Annotated in this window: 17 protein-coding genes; 5 read left to right on the top strand and 12 right to left on the bottom strand. The window is 64.7% G+C overall.

Annotated features, from left to right (window positions below; genetic code table 11):
• Positions 1-13: 13 nt before the first annotated feature.
• Genes ACQZ2L_RS10550 through ACQZ2L_RS10535 form a run of 4 tightly spaced genes read right to left on the bottom strand, consistent with a single transcriptional unit; the run spans position 14 to position 3,700 of the window.
• Positions 14-412, bottom strand: a complete 399-nt coding sequence (locus ACQZ2L_RS10550; protein WP_430325993.1) for a PPC domain-containing DNA-binding protein — start codon at positions 410-412, stop codon at positions 14-16.
• Positions 409-960 carry a hypothetical protein gene (locus ACQZ2L_RS10545; protein WP_101320814.1) on the bottom strand — a complete coding sequence of 184 codons (552 nt, stop codon included), beginning with the start codon at positions 958-960 and terminating at the stop codon, positions 409-411. Before ACQZ2L_RS10545 ends, ACQZ2L_RS10550 begins: the two co-directional genes overlap by 4 nt.
• Positions 957-2,534, bottom strand: a complete 1,578-nt coding sequence (locus ACQZ2L_RS10540) for an acyl-CoA synthetase (RefSeq protein WP_430325992.1) — start codon at positions 2,532-2,534, stop codon at positions 957-959. Before ACQZ2L_RS10540 ends, ACQZ2L_RS10545 begins: the two co-directional genes overlap by 4 nt.
• Positions 2,531-3,700, bottom strand: coding sequence for an acetyl-CoA acetyltransferase (locus tag ACQZ2L_RS10535; RefSeq protein ID WP_430325991.1), 1,170 nt, complete (start codon positions 3,698-3,700; stop codon positions 2,531-2,533). The genes ACQZ2L_RS10540 and ACQZ2L_RS10535 overlap by 4 nt, the downstream gene beginning before the upstream one ends.
• 391 nt (positions 3,701-4,091) lie before the next feature.
• Here ACQZ2L_RS10535 and ACQZ2L_RS10530 point away from each other — a divergent pair, with 391 nt between their 5' ends.
• Genes ACQZ2L_RS10530 through ACQZ2L_RS10520 form a run of 3 tightly spaced genes read left to right on the top strand, consistent with a single transcriptional unit; the run spans position 4,092 to position 7,810 of the window.
• Positions 4,092-5,123 (top strand): TRAP transporter substrate-binding protein, encoded by a 1,032-nt coding sequence (locus ACQZ2L_RS10530; protein ID WP_430325990.1) that lies wholly within the window; start codon positions 4,092-4,094, stop codon positions 5,121-5,123.
• The gene (locus tag ACQZ2L_RS10525) at positions 5,123-7,003 is read left to right on the top strand and encodes a TRAP transporter large permease subunit (protein WP_314871707.1); all 1,881 of its coding nucleotides are present in this window, start codon (positions 5,123-5,125) and stop codon (positions 7,001-7,003) included. Before ACQZ2L_RS10530 ends, ACQZ2L_RS10525 begins: the two co-directional genes overlap by 1 nt.
• Positions 7,004-7,015: 12 nt before the next feature.
• A complete protein-coding gene (locus ACQZ2L_RS10520; protein ID WP_103437868.1) occupies positions 7,016-7,810 on the top strand; it encodes an SDR family NAD(P)-dependent oxidoreductase in 795 nt (264 codons plus the stop codon).
• A 3-nt stretch (positions 7,811-7,813) separates the two neighbouring features.
• Here the strand turns inward: ACQZ2L_RS10520 and ACQZ2L_RS10515 are convergent, their stop codons facing one another.
• Entirely contained in the window at positions 7,814-8,737 is a 924-nt protein-coding gene (locus ACQZ2L_RS10515) for a LysR family transcriptional regulator (protein WP_430325989.1), read from the bottom strand.
• A 158-nt stretch (positions 8,738-8,895) separates the two neighbouring features.
• Between ACQZ2L_RS10515 and ACQZ2L_RS10510 the strand changes: the two genes are divergently transcribed.
• Together ACQZ2L_RS10510 and ACQZ2L_RS10505 are read left to right on the top strand one after the other, a co-directional pair.
• The gene (locus ACQZ2L_RS10510) at positions 8,896-9,936 is read left to right on the top strand and encodes a sigma-54-dependent Fis family transcriptional regulator (protein WP_430325988.1); all 1,041 of its coding nucleotides are present in this window, start codon (positions 8,896-8,898) and stop codon (positions 9,934-9,936) included.
• 90 nt (positions 9,937-10,026) lie between these two features.
• Complete coding sequence (locus ACQZ2L_RS10505) at positions 10,027-10,809, top strand: SDR family NAD(P)-dependent oxidoreductase (RefSeq protein ID WP_430325987.1); 783 nt, start codon at positions 10,027-10,029, stop codon at positions 10,807-10,809.
• Between the two features lie 45 nt (positions 10,810-10,854).
• On the opposite strand, the gene ACQZ2L_RS10500 is transcribed toward ACQZ2L_RS10505, so the two are convergent.
• The 7 genes from ACQZ2L_RS10500 to ACQZ2L_RS10470 all read right to left on the bottom strand — a co-directional run bounded on the left by ACQZ2L_RS10500 (position 10,855) and on the right by ACQZ2L_RS10470 (position 15,758).
• The gene (locus ACQZ2L_RS10500) at positions 10,855-11,817 is read right to left on the bottom strand and encodes a glutathione S-transferase family protein (RefSeq protein WP_430325986.1); all 963 of its coding nucleotides are present in this window, start codon (positions 11,815-11,817) and stop codon (positions 10,855-10,857) included.
• A gap of 96 nt (positions 11,818-11,913) precedes the next feature.
• Complete coding sequence (locus ACQZ2L_RS10495) at positions 11,914-12,927, bottom strand: glycosyl transferase family protein (RefSeq protein WP_430325985.1); 1,014 nt, start codon at positions 12,925-12,927, stop codon at positions 11,914-11,916.
• On the bottom strand, positions 12,924-13,259 hold the full coding sequence (locus ACQZ2L_RS10490) for a TusE/DsrC/DsvC family sulfur relay protein (RefSeq protein ID WP_430325984.1): 336 nt from the start codon (positions 13,257-13,259) through the stop codon (positions 12,924-12,926). Before ACQZ2L_RS10490 ends, ACQZ2L_RS10495 begins: the two co-directional genes overlap by 4 nt.
• Positions 13,256-13,552, bottom strand: coding sequence for a sulfurtransferase complex subunit TusB (tusB, locus tag ACQZ2L_RS10485; protein ID WP_430325983.1), 297 nt, complete (start codon positions 13,550-13,552; stop codon positions 13,256-13,258). The genes ACQZ2L_RS10490 and tusB overlap by 4 nt, the downstream gene beginning before the upstream one ends.
• Positions 13,552-13,911 (bottom strand): sulfurtransferase complex subunit TusC, encoded by a 360-nt coding sequence (gene tusC / locus ACQZ2L_RS10480; protein ID WP_430325982.1) that lies wholly within the window; start codon positions 13,909-13,911, stop codon positions 13,552-13,554. Before tusC ends, tusB begins: the two co-directional genes overlap by 1 nt.
• 1 nt (position 13,912) lies before the next feature.
• Complete coding sequence (gene tusD, locus ACQZ2L_RS10475) at positions 13,913-14,305, bottom strand: sulfurtransferase complex subunit TusD (protein ID WP_101320790.1); 393 nt, start codon at positions 14,303-14,305, stop codon at positions 13,913-13,915.
• 73 nt (positions 14,306-14,378) lie between these two features.
• The gene (locus ACQZ2L_RS10470; RefSeq protein ID WP_103437861.1) at positions 14,379-15,758 is read right to left on the bottom strand and encodes a nucleobase:cation symporter-2 family protein; all 1,380 of its coding nucleotides are present in this window, start codon (positions 15,756-15,758) and stop codon (positions 14,379-14,381) included.
• Between the last annotated feature and the right edge of the window lie 37 nt (positions 15,759-15,795).

Here is a 15,795-nt window from a genome sequence, read left to right as displayed (position 1 = left end):
TCAGTGAGGGCAGTCAGTCAGGCAGCCATTCCTGCAAGGTCAGCTCGACGGTGATGAACGAGAGGTTGCGGCCACGCTGCAGGCGGCCGGCGAAGATCTTGCCGTCGGCGTCGGCCAGCACCGCTTGCAGGCTGCTCGCGCCGGGGGCGATTTCGCCACTGAGGCTGAGGATTTCCACCCCCGGGCCTGGCACATGAATGTCCTGCATGCCGCTGCGGCCCAGGTACTGCAGCTCGCCGTCAATCAGGCTGCCGAGGCCGCCACGGACCACCGCCAGGCTGATGCCGTGGCTGGCGCAGAGGGCCTCGGCGCTGTCGATGATGTCTTCGTTGGGCTTGAGCCGGGCCACCACAAGGCGGCCAAGCCGACCGCTCTGTACCTGCGCTTCGCTGTGGATTGCTGCAGTGTTCATGACGCCTCCTGGAACACCGGATGGAGCAGGTTGAAGTGGGTTTCGGCATCAGGCTTGACCTGATAGGCGACCTGGTCGAACAGGCACAGGCGCAGCACCAGCGGCTCGCTGCCGACCACCAGCCGGTCGAGCACCAAATGGCCGCCATGCTGCTGACCGTCGCGGTCGATGAAGCCGGCGTGGCAGTGCAGCAGCGGCGCGCCGTGGGCATCGCGGCCGACGGTGATGGCGCCGCTGACAAAGGTGATGTAGCCGTCCAGCACCACCGCCTGGCCGTAGTCGTAGGGCCGTTGCTGGTCAGTGGTGGTGACCATGCGGTGATAGCTCAGGTGCGCCGCGCCGCCACACAGGATGCGCCCGACCGCACTGCGATAGCGGCGGCCCTCCAGCGCCTGCAGCAGGCCTTGGGCAACGTTGCAGGCCAGTGGCAGCACTACGCGCAGCTCTTCGCAGTCCGGCACTTCGCAGTCGAGCAAGCGCGGCTGTTGCGGTTGGCCACCGTGGATGAATACGCGCACGCCGTTGCGCTCTTCAAAATGCGGGTTCATAGCGGCGCCTCGCTGGCATCGAGCAGGGCGCGGATCTGTTTTTTGACGACCTTGCCGTAACCCGACTTGGGCATCTCGGCCCAGCGCACGAAGCGTTTTGGCCATTTGTAGCGGGCCAGGCGCGGCTCCAGATGGGCCAGCAGTTGCTCGTCGCTGACCTCGGCAGTGACCACGATCACGGCGCAGCCGCACTCGCCCCACTTTTCGTCGGGCAGTCCGAGTACTGCCACTTCGGTGACTGCCGGGTGAGTCAGCAGCGCCTCTTCGATCTCGCGTGGATATACGTTGGAGCCGCCGGAGATGTACATGTCCGAGGCGCGCCCGGTGATGAACAGATAGCCCTCCTGGTCGACGTGGCCGAGGTCACCGGTGTGAAACCAGCCATGGCGGAAGCACTCGGCATTTGCCTTGGGGTTGTTGTAGTAACCGGCGAACACCGCCGGGCCGCGTACGCAGATCTCGCCATCGCTGCCGGTTGGCAGTTCGCTGCCGTGCTCGTCGAGAATTGCCACCTGCATCCCGGTGCGCGGGTAGCCGCAGGAGCCGACCTTGGCCTGGGGGCTGTCCTCGGCATCGTGGCAGTCCGCCGGCAGCACGGTGATATTACCGGTCACTTCGCCCAGACCGTAGTACTGCACCAGCACCTTGCCCAGGGTGCGCAGGGCGTGGCATTGGTCGGCGCGGTACATCGGCGCGCCCGCGTAGATCACGTAGCGCAGGCTGCTGTGGTCATAACGGTCGACGGCAGGGTCTTCGGTGAGCATCTTGACGATGGTCGGCACGGTGAACAGGTTGTCGACCCGGTGCTCCTCGACCAGCCGCCAGGCTTCGTCGCAGTCCAGCCGGTCGCCGGCCGGCAGCACGCAGGCCGCGCCGCGGGCGGCGTTGATCAGGGCATGGATACCGGCACCGTGGGACAACGGCGCCAGTACCAGCGAGCGCGATTGTGGGCTCAGGCCCGGCATCAGGTCGGCCAAATGATTGTTGATCACGAAGGCCATTTGGCCATGGGTGAGGATGCCGGCCTTGGGATGGCCGGTGGTGCCGGAGGTGTAGAAGAACCACAGCGGGTCGTGGTAGCTGACCTCGGCTGGGCGAAACGCTGGTTGCAGCGGAGCGCCCTGGTCGAGCAGGGCGTCGTAGCTCAGCTCGCCGTCACGCGGTGCACCGATGGCGATGACCATACGCAGTGCTGGCGAAGCTTCGCGCACTGCGTCGACATAGGCCGCCATGCCATCGTCGTAAAGCATCGCCACCGCGCCGCTGGAGCTGCCCAGGTAAGCGGCCTCGGGCGGGGTGATACGGACGTTGGTCGGCACCCAGACCATGCCCAGGCGGAATGCCACCCAGGCACTCTCGAACAGCTGCAGATTGTTGCGCGAGTGCACCAGCAGCTTGTCGCCCTTGCCCAGGCCGCGCTCGCGCAGGGCAGCGGCGACGCTGTCGACGCGGGTCAGCAGTTGCTGCCAGCTGTAGCTGTCGGCGCCGCGGATGAAGCCTGGGGCATCGGGCAGGCGTCGGGCAATCTGCGCGAGCAGCTCGCCAAGGTTCATGACATTGTCGATCCCGGTCATTGCACAGCCTCCAGGATGCTGACGTAGTTGGTTACTGCCGCGCCGCCCATGTTGAACACCCCGGCACGATCAGCCCGCGGCAACTGCATGTCGCCGGCCTGGCCGGTCAGCTGCATGGCGGCCATGACGTGCATCGACACGCCGGTAGCGCCGATCGGGTGGCCTTTGGACTTGAGCCCGCCCGACGGGTTGACCGGCAGCCGGCCATCCTTGCGGCTGATACCCTCGGCGATCACCCGCGCGCCCTGGCCGCGTGGGGCCAGGCCCATGGCTTCGTACTCGAGCAGTTCGGCGATGGTGAAGCAGTCGTGGGTCTCGACCAGCGACAGGTCGGCCAGGCTCAGGCCAGCTTCGCTCAAGGCCTGCTGCCAGGCCCGTGCGGCTCCTTCGAACACGGTCGGGTCGCGGCGTGACAGGGGCAGGTAATCGTTGACCTGTACCGCAGCGCGGAAGCGCACCGCCGGTTGTTGCCCGGGCAGTTGTTCGGCACGGCTGATCACCAGCGCCGCAGCGCCATCAGTGATCAGCGAGCAGTCGCTGCGCTTGAGCGGGCCGGCCACGAACGGGTTTTTCTCGGACGGATTGCGGCAGAACTCATAGCCGACATCCCGGCGCATATGGGCAAACGGGTTGAGCGCGCCGTTGGCGTGGTTTTTTGCAGCGATCATCGCCAGCGCGTCGGACTGATCACCATGGCGCTCGAAGTAGGCCTGGGCGATGTTGCCGAACACACCGGCGAAGCCGTTTTCGATCTGCGCTTCTTCGCGGGCATAACAGCACTTGAGCAGAATCTTGCCGACTTCGGCAGTAGGCAGCCCGTTCATCTTCTCGAAGCCCACCACCAAAGCATGGCGGGCCTGGCCGCTGAGCACGGCCTGCAGCGCCGAGTGGATCGCTGCGGAGCCGGTCGAACAGGCGTTTTCAACCCGCACCGACGGGGTAAAGCGCAGCGCCGGCAGGTGATTGGCCAGCAGTGCGGAAGGGAAGTCCTGGTAGATGAGGCCAGCATTGAAGTGGCCGACGTGCACCGAGTCGATCTGCTCGGCGTCCAGCCCGGCGTGCTGCAGGGCGCCGATGGCGGCATCGGCCATCATCTGCTCGGGGTCGATATCGGGAAATTTGCCGAAAGGGGAGTGGTACCAACCGCTGATGACCGGGGAATCCATGAGGTGCGTCCTCGCATGATGTTGTTTGCGAGGTCAATAGCAAGGGCGGTGCCAAGGGCGGTACGAGCGCTCTAGGCTGGGGCTTTGCTGCCGCAACAGGGTGGTTATCGGTAGCGAATGGCGGTCTACAGGTGTCGCCTTGACTATCAGGGCGACAGTTCAAGGAGACACCTGTTACACCTGCACGGCACCTCCAGCAGGTCTGTCACAAAATCTAACAAGCCCTCAGATAAATATTTTCTCGAGATAAATCAGTCAGTTGACCGGTGCTTGCGAGCCTGCAGAGGGGCTTGCTGAGCGCTGTCACTCGAGCGTGGCACCCGTATTGCTAACAACATGCCTATCATCGCCGCAACTCGATCAATAAGAACAAATAGGTCAGGAGAGCTTCATGAGCGATTTCACCCGCCGTTCCTTTATCAAGACCGCCTCGCTGGCAGGGGCTGCTGTCGCCGCTGCCGGGATGGGCCTGTACAGCGGCAACAGCCGCGCCGCCGACTTCAAACTGAAGTTTGCCAACAACCTGCCCATCAGCCACCCGATGAATATCCGTGCCCGGGAAATGGCCAAGGCGATCAAGGAGGAAACCAACGGCGCCTTGAGCGTGCAGGTGTTCCCCAGCAGCCAGTTGGGCAGCGACACCGACACCCTGGCGCAGGTGCGCTCGGGGGCGGTCGACCTGTTCTCGCTGTCGCCGGTGATCCTCGGCACCATGGTGCCGTCAGTGCAGATCAGCGCGGTCGGCTTTGCCTTCAAGGACTACCAGCAGGTCTGGAGTGCCATGGACGGCGCGCTCGGCGCCCATGTGCGCAGCGAGATCGCCAAGACCGGCACCCTGTTCGCCTATGACCGGATGTGGGACAACGGCTTCCGCGTGACCACCACCAGCACGCGCCCGGTGACCACCCCTGATGACCTGCGCGGGATGAAGCTGCGCGTGCCGCCAAGCCCGATCATCATGTCAATCTTCCGCGCGTTGGATGCGGCGCCGACCAGCATCAACTTTGCCGAAGTCTATTCGGCGTTGCAGACGCGCATCGTCGAAGGGCAGGAAAACCCGCTGACCCTGGTGTCGTCGGCCAAGCTGTACGAGGTGCAGAAATACTGCTCGCTGACCAACCACGTCTGGGACGGTTTCTGGATGCTGGGCAACAGCGCTTCGATCGGGCGCCTGCCGCCTGAACTGCAAGAGGTGCTGCGCAAACACATCGAGAAGGCCGTGATGGCCCAGCGCGCCGACCTTGCCACCCTTGAAGGCAGCACCCGCGACACCCTCAAGAGCAAAGGCCTGGAGCTGGTCGACTCGCCGGCCGAGCCGTTCCGCGAGAAGCTGCGCAGCGCCAACTACTATGCCGACTGGCATGGCAAGTTCGGCGACGAAGCGTGGGCGATTCTTGAGCAGTTCTCCGGGAAGCTGGCCTGATGAGCGCGCCAGCCGTCATGGCCCCCAACCAATCGCTGCGCCTGCCGGCCCGGGCGCTGATCTGTCTGAACAGCTGGATCATGCGCGTCGTTGGCGCACTCGCCGTCACCCTGATGGTGATCGAGACGCTGGTGTTGCTGGCGGGGGTGATCTCCCGTTATGTGCTGCACAGCCCGCTGATCTGGACCGACGAGCTGGCCTCGTCGCTGTTTATCTGGCTGTCGATGTTCGGCGCGGTGCTGGCGCTGGACCGCGGCGAGCACATGCGCATGTCGGCCCTGGTCAACAAGCTGCCGGTTGCCTGGCGCGGGTTCAGCGAGACGTTGTCGGCGCTGATCGTGTGTCTGTTCGTGGCGATGATCATCTCGCCAGCGATGGAACACTCGCATGAACAGATGTCGATCACCACGCCGGCGCTGGGCATTCCCGACGGTGTGCGGGCGGCGGCCTTGCCGGTTGGCGCGGTTTTGATGTTGTTGGCTGCGGTGGCGCGGATGGCGCGATATTCAACGGTGCGCCAGTTCATGGCCGGGCTGGTGGCGGTCGCGGCAGTGGCTGCGGTGTTGTGGCTGGCGCAGCCGCTGCTGTCGGCCATGGGTAACTACAACCTGGTGGTGTTCTTCCTGGTGCTGCTCGGCGCCTGCGTGTTTGGCGGGATCCCGATTGCCTTCGCCTTCGGCACCGCGACCATGGCTTATCTGGCGCTGGTGACTCATGCGCCGCTGTCGATCGTGGTCGGCCGGATGGACGAGGGCATGTCGCATCTGGTCTTGCTGGCGGTGCCGCTGTTCGTGCTGCTCGGCGTGGTGCTGCAGCTGTCGGGCATGGCCCGCACCCTGATCGACTTCATGGCCTCGCTGCTCGGCCATGTGCGTGGCGGCCTGCAGTATGTGCTGCTGGGGGCGATGTTTCTGGTGTCGGGGATTTCCGGTTCGAAGGTGGCCGACATGGCTGCAGTCGCGCCGGCGCTGTTCCCTGAGATGAAAAAACGCGGCTCCAAGCCCGAAGAACTGGCCGCGCTGCTGGCCGCTACCGGGGCCATGACCGAGACCATTCCGCCGAGCCTGGTGCTGATCACCATCGGTGCGGTGTGCAGCGTATCGATCACTGCGCTGTTCATTGGCGGCCTGATGCCCGCCGTGGTCGCGACCATTGCCATCGCCGCGGTGTGCTGGTGGCGCTCGCGCAAGGACGACGCGCCGAAGATCGAGCGCGCGCCGATGTCGCGGGTGGGCAAGACCTTCCTCATCGCCTTGCCAGCCTTGGCCCTGCCGTTGCTGATCCGCGTGGCAGTGCTCGAAGGCGCGGCGACCGCGACCGAGGTGTCGACGATTGGCGTCGCCTACGTGGTGCTGGTCGGCCTGGTGATGCACCTGTTCATGCGCCATATCGACTTTGCCCGGCTGTATCCGATGCTGCTGGAAGCGGCGTCGCTGTCGGGGGCGATCCTGCTGATCATCGGCATGGCCTCGGCGATGGCCTGGGCGCTGACTCAATCTGGCTTCTCCGCCTCGCTGGTGGAGCTGATCGAGGAAATCCCGGGCGGCACCTTCGGCTTCATGGTGGTGACGATTCTGGTGTTCCTGATTCTGGGCAGCGTGCTTGAAGGCATTCCGGCCATCGTCCTGTTCGGCCCGCTGATGTTCCCGCTGGCAGAGATGCTCGGCATTCACCCGGTGCACTACGCCATGGTGGTGATCCTGGCGATGGGCGTGGGCTTGTTCGCGCCGCCGTTGGGGGTGGGGTTCTATGCCGCCTGCGCCATCAGCAAAACCTCCTCCGACCACGTTATTCGCCGCGTCTGGGGTTACCTCGGGGCGCTGCTGGTAGCGCTGGCGGTGGTGGCCTGCTTCCCGTGGATTTCCATTGGTTTCCTTTAAGAGAGTCCTGTCATGAGCCAAGCTGCGAAAACAACAACACGCAACGCGCCGGGCTATGGTCGGGTGGCGGTGGTGACCGGGGCTGCCATGGGCATCGGCGCTGCCATTGCCGAGCGCCTCGGCCACGATGGCCACACGGTAGTGGTGGCCGATATCAACCTGGCGGCGGCAGAGGAGATGGTCGCCGGGCTGCGGGTGCAGGGCATCGAGGCCCAGGCGATGGCCATCGATGTCGGTGATGCGCAGTCGATCAGCGCATTGTTCGCCGCGCTGCGCGAGCGCTTCGGCCGCTGCGATGTGCTGGTCAACAATGCCGGCGTGGCGCGCACACAGGCGTTTCTCGATACCGAGCTTGAAGGCTGGCAGCGCTTGATGAACATCAACCTGACCGGCACCTTGCTCTGCAGCCAGCACGCCGCGCAACTGATGCGCGAACGGGGCTGGGGGCGCATCGTCAACGTTGCCTCGATCAGCGGTATGCGCGCCAGCATGGGCCGTACCGCCTATGGCACGTCGAAAGCGGCGGTGATCGGCCTGACCCGGCAGATGGCCGTGGAGCTGGCCGAGCACGGCATCACCGTCAACGGCATCGCGCCGGGGCCGGTGGATACGCCGCTGACCCAGGCGCTGCATTCGGCGGCTACCCGTGAATCGTATGCCCGCGCCGTGCCGCTGCGCCGTTATGGCACGCCGGCGGAGATGGCCGGGGCGGTGGCGTTTCTCGCGTCCGAGGATGCCTCCTACATCAGTGGCCATGTGATCCCGGTGGATGGCGGCTTCATGGCTTCGGGCATCCTCGAAATCTGAGCGTTATCCCTCCAGCAGCCGCTGCGCGTGGTCTTCACGCGTAGCCTGCTCGCCGGCCTGCAGCGCCGCCTCGACGAAGGTGGCAATGCACGGGTTGTGATTGTCTGCCTTCCACACCGCCACAACTTCGATTACCGGCGCATTGCGCAGCGGCTTGAAGCTGGTGGTGGCCAGGCGCATGTTGCGCATTGAGCGCGGCACGATGGCCACGCCCAGGCCTTCGCCGACCAGGTTGACGATGGTCTGCTGCAGGTTGATCTCCATGCCGATGTTCGGCGTCACACCGTGTTGCAGGCAGTAGTTGCAGATCATGTCATGCAGCGCCGGGGCGATCCGCCGCGGCACGATGATGAACGGCTCGCCCGCCAGTGATTGCGGCTCGATCAGCGCCTGCTGCATCAGGCGGTGACCGGGAGGCAGCACCAGGGTCATCTCTTCGCGGTACAGGGTGACCGTCTCCAGCCCGCTGCAGTCCTGCGGCCGGTACATGATGGCAACGTCTTTGTGGCCGCTGCTGATGTCCTGGGCCAGGTCCAGCGGCAGGGTCTCGGTCAGCTTCAGGTTGACCTGCGGAAACAGCGCAGCATACCGGCGGGTGATCGCCGGGGTGATGCTGTAGGCGGTCGACATCATGAACCCCACCGACAATTCGCCGGCAGCGCCGCGTGCCGCCGCCAGGGCGTTGCGCTTGGCCTGCTCGAAGGCGGCGAACACCGTGCCGGTATCCAGGTAAAAGCGCTGCCCGGCCTCGGTCAGCTCGACCCGCCGGCGTGAGCGGTCGAACAGCTTCACCCCCAGTTCCTCTTCCAGCAGGGCAATCTGTCGTGACAGCGGCGGCTGGGAGATGTGCAGGCGCTCGGCGGCGCGGCCGAAGTGCAGGGTCTCGGCCAGGGTGCGGAAGTACTGAAGATGGCGAAGTTCGATCATGATGCTCGCAAAGGTATCAGTGGATGCTTGATTATGTATTGGAAAATATAAGTCCGCCTACCTAATGTGATCAGGCCACACCCCATCGGCCCCGGCCACGCCACAAGCGTCGCCCGCCGACATAGTCACAAGCTATAGAACAATAAAAGGTGACGCTGATGCATTCCCTGACCGACCCTGCTGTTTGCCACGCCGAAGTTGCCGAAACCGATATCGCCCACGACAGTGACCCGCAAGTGCGCCAGGCGTTTCGCCGGGCGCTGCGCTTGATGGAGCGCGGCATCGCGGTACTGATCCGCGGTGAAACCGGCACTGGCAAAGAGATTCTCGCCCGCGCCCTGCATGCCCACAGCCAACGCCGCGCCGCGCAGATGGTGGCGCTCAACTGTGCCTCGATCCCGGAGACGCTGATCGAGAGCGAGCTGTTCGGCTACAGCCGTGGGGCGTTTTCCGGGGCGTTGCCCGGCGGCAAGAAGGGCAAGGTGCAGCAGGCGGATGGCGGCACCCTGTTTCTCGACGAGATCGGCGACATGCCCTACGAGCAGCAGACGCGCTTGCTGCGGGTAATCGCCGAACGTGAGGTGACCCCGCTCGGCGCCGAACGCAGCGTACCGGTCAACTTCGCCCTGGTCTGTGCGACCCACCAGGACCTGTCGGCGCGGGTTGCCGACGGCAGTTTCCGTGAAGACCTGTTCTACCGCATCGCCACCGGCGTGGTCGAGCTGCCGCCGCTGCGCGAGCGCACCGACCGCGGCGAACTGCTGTGCAACATGGTCGCCCATGAGTTGCCGGGCTGTGACCCGCGCCAGGTGATCAGCGCCGAAGTCTGGTCGCTGCTGTTGACCCACGCCTGGCCGGGCAACCTGCGCCAGATGCGCGCGGTGATCCGCTATGCCTGTGCGGTGATGGAAGGCGCGCGGATCACCCGCGCCGATTTGCCAGTGGACTTTATCGCCCAGCTGCCGGCCACTAGCGCACCTGTGCGCGTAGTGGTGCCGAACGTTACGCCGATCCGCCCGAGCCGCGCCGGTGACGAGCGGGCCGATGTGCTTGAAGTGCTGCAGACCTGCCGCTGGAACATGTCGGCGGCCGCGCGCGAGCTGGGCATCTGCCGACCCTCGCTGTACCGGGTGCTGCGTCGGCTGGACATCCCTCCGCTCAAGGAACAGCTGGCGCTGGACGCCTGCCGCCGAGCCTGAGCTGCAACCCACCTGATCCGCTTTGCTTGAACACCCCTTGCTGCGCAGGGGGTGAGCCTGAGTTCGCCCTTCATCAAGGAAATAACAATAATGAGTACAGCTGCCGCCTACGCCCCGATGAACTTCAGCCTCGCTGGCCGCACCGCTTTGGTGACCGGTGCCGCCCGCGGTATCGGCCACGCGATTGCCGTCGCGCTTGGTCATTGCGGGGCCCAGGTGGCCCTGGCCGACCTTGACCCGATTGCAGCCGAGCAAGCTGCCGAAGCGCTGCGTGCGCAGGGCATTCAGGCCATCGGCGTGGCGGTGGACGTGGCGCAGGAGGAGCAGGTGCTGGCGATGGTCGATGAGGTGGAGCGGCTGCTCGGGCCGGTCGATATCCTGGTCAACAATGCCGGCATCGTCTCCACCGTACCGCTGCTGGAACTGACCACGGCGGAGTGGAACCGGGTCATGGCGATCGACCTCAACAGCGTGTTCTTCTGCGCCAAGGCGGTGCTGCCGGGCATGATGGAGCGCCGCTGCGGGCGCATCATCAATATCGCTTCGGTGGCCGGCAAGCGTGGGGGAGGGTTGCTCGGCAACAGTTGCTATGCCGCCGCCAAGGGGGCGGTGATCGCCCTGACCAAAGGCCTGGCGCGCGAGGCGGGGCCGTTCGACATCACCGTCAACGCGGTATCACCGGCCCTGACCGACACCGAAATGACCAGTGTGCTGGCACCGCAGGCCCGCGCTCAGGTGCTGGCGCAGATGCCCTTGGGCCGGGCGGGTACGCCGCGGGATATTGCCGCAGCGGTGTGCTTTCTGGCATCGGCCGAGGCAGGGTTCGTCACCGGCGAGATCATGGACGTGGACGGCGGCTTCATGCGCGACTGAGTGCGCTTGAGATGCCACCGCGCAGACCGCGGTGGCGGGCCCGGCTCAAGCGCCTTGCCAGATACCTTTACCCGGCAAGCGCTGACGATCATGCGCCGCGTTGAAGTCCTGCAGCGGACCTTTGGGCACGATACCGTTGGGGTTGATGGTCTTGTGGCTGAGGTAATAGTGCTTCTGGATGTGCTCCATGTTCACCGTCTCGGCCACGCCCGGCCACTGATACAGCTCGCGCAGCCAGTTGGACAGGTTCGGGTAATCGCTGAGGCGGCGCAGGTTGCACTTGAAGTGGCCGTGATACACCGCATCGAAGCGCACCAGCGTGGTAAACAGGCGCACGTCGGCTTCGGTCAGGTACTCGCTCGCCAGGTAGCGTTGGCCGCTCAGTAGCTGCTCGAGATGATCCAGTTCGTTGAACACCTCATCGAACGCGGTTTCGTAGGCTTGCTGCGAAGTTGCGAAGCCCGCCCGGTAGACACCGTTGTTGATGGCCGGGTAGATCCGCTCGTTGAGCGCATCGATGGTAGGGCGCAGCGCTTCGGGGTAGAGGTCGAGGTGATTGCCGGTCAGCGCATTGAAGGCGCTGTTGAAGATGCGGATGATTTCGGCCGACTCGTTGTTGACGATGCGCTGTTCCTGCTTGTCCCACAGCACCGGCACGGTGACGCGACCGGTGTAGTTGGGGTCGTCGCGGGTGTAGCGCTGGTGCATGTACTGCAGGCCATCGAGGTGATCACCGCTGGAGCCTTGCTGCTGATCGAAGGTCCAGCCATGCTCGCCCATCAGCCAGCTCACCACCGAAACATCGATCAACGGCTCAAGGCCTTTGAGCGCGCGAACGATCAGCGTGCGGTGCGCCCATGGGCAGGCCAGCGACACATACAGGTGGTAGCGACCGGCTTCGGCCTTGGGCAGCTGATTGCGCCGTTGGGCGTTCTCGCGCTGGAACGCGCCGTCCTTGCTGGTCTGGTACCACTGGTCATGCCAGCGACCGTCAATCAAAAGGCCCATGCCGAGCTCCTTGTACAAAAGTGATTTGTCTTTGGAGCCCAGTCTAGGGACTAGCGTTCGAATAAATAGCGCAAAGACTGCGTGGTATCTATCGAATTAGCCGATCTTGTTGCGATCCGCCCAGAACCGCTGCGCGTCGGTAAAGGCCTGATCGCGATCTTTGCCCAGGCCACGCAGGGCCAGCGCCATGGTGGCGACCACGGCCATTTCGCCGTAGCTGTCCTGCGCCTCACCGCGCCAGACCGCCAGCAGGTGCTCGGGTTGCAGGGTGGCCGGTTTGACATGGCGCTGGGCGCTCATGGCGGGCCATTCCTCGTCCCAATTCTCGCCGCCGCTGGTGCCGTACAGATGGCTGGCCACGTCCGGATTGATCTCGATCTCGCCGCCGTCGCCCTTGACCACGATGACGTGATCGCCGAGCAGGCGGCTGGCCTCGCGGTGCACGGCCTGATAGCCCGGGTGGAAGATACTTTGCAGGCCGCAGCGCGCCGCCAGCGGGTTGAGCACCCGTGCCAGCGAATGGATCGGCGAGCGCAGGCCAAGGGTGTTGCGCAGGTCGATCATGCGCTGCAACTGCGGTGCCCAGTCCTGCAGCGGGAAGAACGCCAACTTCTGCTCATCCAGGGTGCGCGCCAGCGCTGCCCAGTCGCGGCAGAGCGGGATCTGCAGCAGCTCGAGCAACTGTTCGGTGTACATGCGCCCGGCGGTGTGCGCGCCGCCGCCGTGGAGCATGATGCGCACGCCATTGCCTGCCAGGCACTTGGCCGCCAGCAGGTACCACGGCAGGTGACGCTTCTTGCCGGCATAGCTCGGCCAGTCCAGATCGACCGCAATCTGCGGCGCTTGCAGGTGCGCGCGCAGGGCTTCGGTGAAGCCGGCAAGTTCTTCGGCGCTTTCTTCCTTGTGCCGCAGCAGCATGAGGAAGGCGCCCAGTTGGGTGTCCTCGACCTTGCCTTCAAGCAGCAAGGTCATCGCCGCACGGGCTTCTTCACGGCTCAGGCCGCGGGCGCCGCGCTTGCCTTTGCCGAGGATGCGCACGAATTCGGCGAACGGGTGCTCGGCAGGGGTGTGCAGGGTCAGCGGGCGCGGTTCGGGGAGTGGCTCGGTCATATGCAATTGGTCGGCTTGGGCAGGCCCGCCAGCTTGGCGGCAAGTTTGGCGGGAGTGCCATTGAACAGGCGGTTGAGGTGCGGGCTGTTGCCTTTTTCCACGCCCAGTTTGAGCGCGGTGTACTTGATCAGCGGGCGCGTGGCCGGTGACAGCTGGTATTCCTGGTAGAACCCACGCAGCACCTCGAGCACTTCCCAGTGCTCAGGGCTGAGCGCGATACCTTCGCGCTCGGCCAACGCCTCGGCGACGGCGGGCGACCAGTCTTGCAGGTCGAGCAGAAAGCCGTCCTTGTCCAGGGCGATATGGTGCTCGCCAACAGTCAACGCGCTCATAGCCAGCTGTTCACTTTGTCAAAGCGCAACGACAGCTCGACGAAGGCGGGGTAGTCCACCGCTTCGGCCAAGGTGCTGTCGATGGCACGCGCCTGGACATCCTCAGCGAGGGCGAACAGGCGGTGCTGCAACTGTGCCGTTTGTAGCAGTTGCTGCGGCGCGGTGCCTGCGCGCAGCGCATAAACCGCATCGCCGCAGAGCAGGATGGCGTCTCCGGTGCCGAGCAAGCGCAGGCAGCTGGCCAGGCGGTTGTCGCCAAATGGCGAGTGGCTGATTACATGCAGGGTCGTCATCAAAGCGTTACCACCTGGTCAAAACGGCCAATCAATGCAGCCAGCGCTGCGTAATCCAGCACCTCGACCGGCAGGCTCAGGCTTGCCGGATCCAAGCCGCGCTCTGCCACGCTGTGCGCGCAGACGAACAGCTCTTCGACGCCAAACATCGGCAGCGCCTGTAGGTTGGCGGCAAGGTCTTTGAGTTGCAGCGCGGCCGGCTGCTGGGTAGCGGCGAGCTGGAACACGCCGTCATCCATGAACAGCATTCCCAGCGGCAGATCAAACGCGCCGCCCGCCAGGGCGATGTCCAACGCTTCACGTGCGGACGGGCCGCTCCACGGCGCCTGGCGGCTGATGATCAACAAGGATTTGGCCACTTCAATCGCCTCCAAAACAGACCAGACGGTCGGCAACCTGCGCCGCCTCGTGCAACTGGCCCAGCCCCGACAGCTCCCACGGCGCCGGCAAATTCACCGCCGGGCGCTGGTAGCGGTTGGCTTCTGTGGCATCCAGCACGCCGCGGCGCAGGGCGGCGGCGATGCACACCACCGCGTCGAGCTGGTTGCCTTCGATGAAAGCGCGCCATTGCGCGGCCACGTCCAGTTCATCCTGCGGCGTGACGACGTTGGCCGAGGCGCTGTGCACCCCGTCCTGATAGAAGAACAGGCGGGCAATCTGGTGCCCGCCGGCCAGCGCCGCCTCGGCGAAGCGCAGGGCGCGGCGCGAGGAGGGCGCATGGGCCGGGGAAAAAACCGCGATGGCGAATTTCATGGGAGGCTCTTGCAACGTGATCCGGCCATGATAAAGCAAAACGGCCCCGCCTCCGCTACCGGCGGGGCAATGCTCACTGTTGCGCCTTGCTCTCGGGCAAGAACCAGTTCAGCACCAGCGCGCAGATACCACCGGTGGCCACGCCCGATTCCAGCACGTTACGCAGCGCCGACGGCATGTGCGCAAGGAACTCCGGCACCTGCGCCACGCCCAGGCCCAAGGCCAGCGATACCGCGATGATCAGCAGGGCACGCCGGTCCAGGCGGGTGCTGGCGAGGATATTGATTCCTGATGCGGCAACGGCGCCAAACATCACCATCGCTGCGCCACCGAGCACTGGCTCCGGCACTGCCTGAATCACGCCGGCAACGGTCGGGAACAACCCCAGCAATACCAGCATGGCAGCGATCCAGATACCAATGTGGCGGCTGGCAATCCCGGTCAGCTGAATCACGCCATTGTTCTGCGCGAAGATCGAACTCGGGAAGGTATTGAACACACCAGCCAGCAGCGAGTTGGCGCCGTTGACCAGCACGCCGCCCTTGATCCGCTGCATCCACACCGGGCCTTCGACCGGCTCACGCGATACCTTGCTGGTCGCTGTGACGTCACCAATGGCTTCCAGCGAGGTCACCAGATAGATCACCAGCATCGGAATGAACAGCGCCCACGAGAAGCTCAGGCCAAAGTGCAGCGGCGTCGGCACCTGGAACAGCGCCGCCTCGTGCATGCCGGTAAAGTCCAGCCGGCCCATATAACCGGCCAGGGCATAGCCCGCCGCCAGCGCGATGACGATGGCGCAGCTGCGCATCCACACCACCGGGATGCGGTTGAGCAGCACGATGATTGCCAGCACCACGCCCGACAGCAGCAGGTTTTCGCCGTTGGCAAAGGTGCCATTGGCCATCGCCGTGAAGCCACCGCCCATGCTGATCAAACCGACCTTGATCAAGGTCAGGCCGATCATCAGCACCACGATGCCGGTCACCAGTGGGCTGATCAGACGTTTGATGAACGGCAGAATGCGCGACACGCCCATCTCCACGAAGGAGCCGGCAATCACCACACCAAAGATCGCCGCCATCACACCTTCGACCGGCGTGCCTTGCTTGACCATCAGCGCACCACCGGCAATCAACGGCCCAACAAAGTTAAAGCTGGTGCCCTGTACGATCAGCAGCCCCGCACCAAACGGCCCGAAGCGGCGGCACTGAACAAAGGTGGCAATCCCCGAGATGACCAGCGACATCGACACGATCAGGTTGGTATCCCGCGCTGAAACGCCCAGCGCCTGGCAGATCAGCAGGCCCGGGGTAACGATCGGCACGATGATCGCCAGCAAATGCTGCAGGGCAGCGAGCATGGCAATCAGCGGCCGCGGCTTGTCCTCAAGGCCAAGGACCAGTTCATTGTCAGGCGCTGCCGCGCCGGGCCCTTGTTCGATCGAACTCATGGGTAGCTGCCCCGGAAGAAAAAGGAGCGCATTCTAA

The organism is Pseudomonas shirazensis, from assembly GCF_050496565.1.
Taxonomy (GTDB): domain Bacteria; phylum Pseudomonadota; class Gammaproteobacteria; order Pseudomonadales; family Pseudomonadaceae; genus Aquipseudomonas; species Aquipseudomonas shirazensis_A.
The sequence above is the reverse complement of the archived record's forward strand: the minus strand, read 5'-3'. Positions and strand labels throughout refer to the sequence as shown.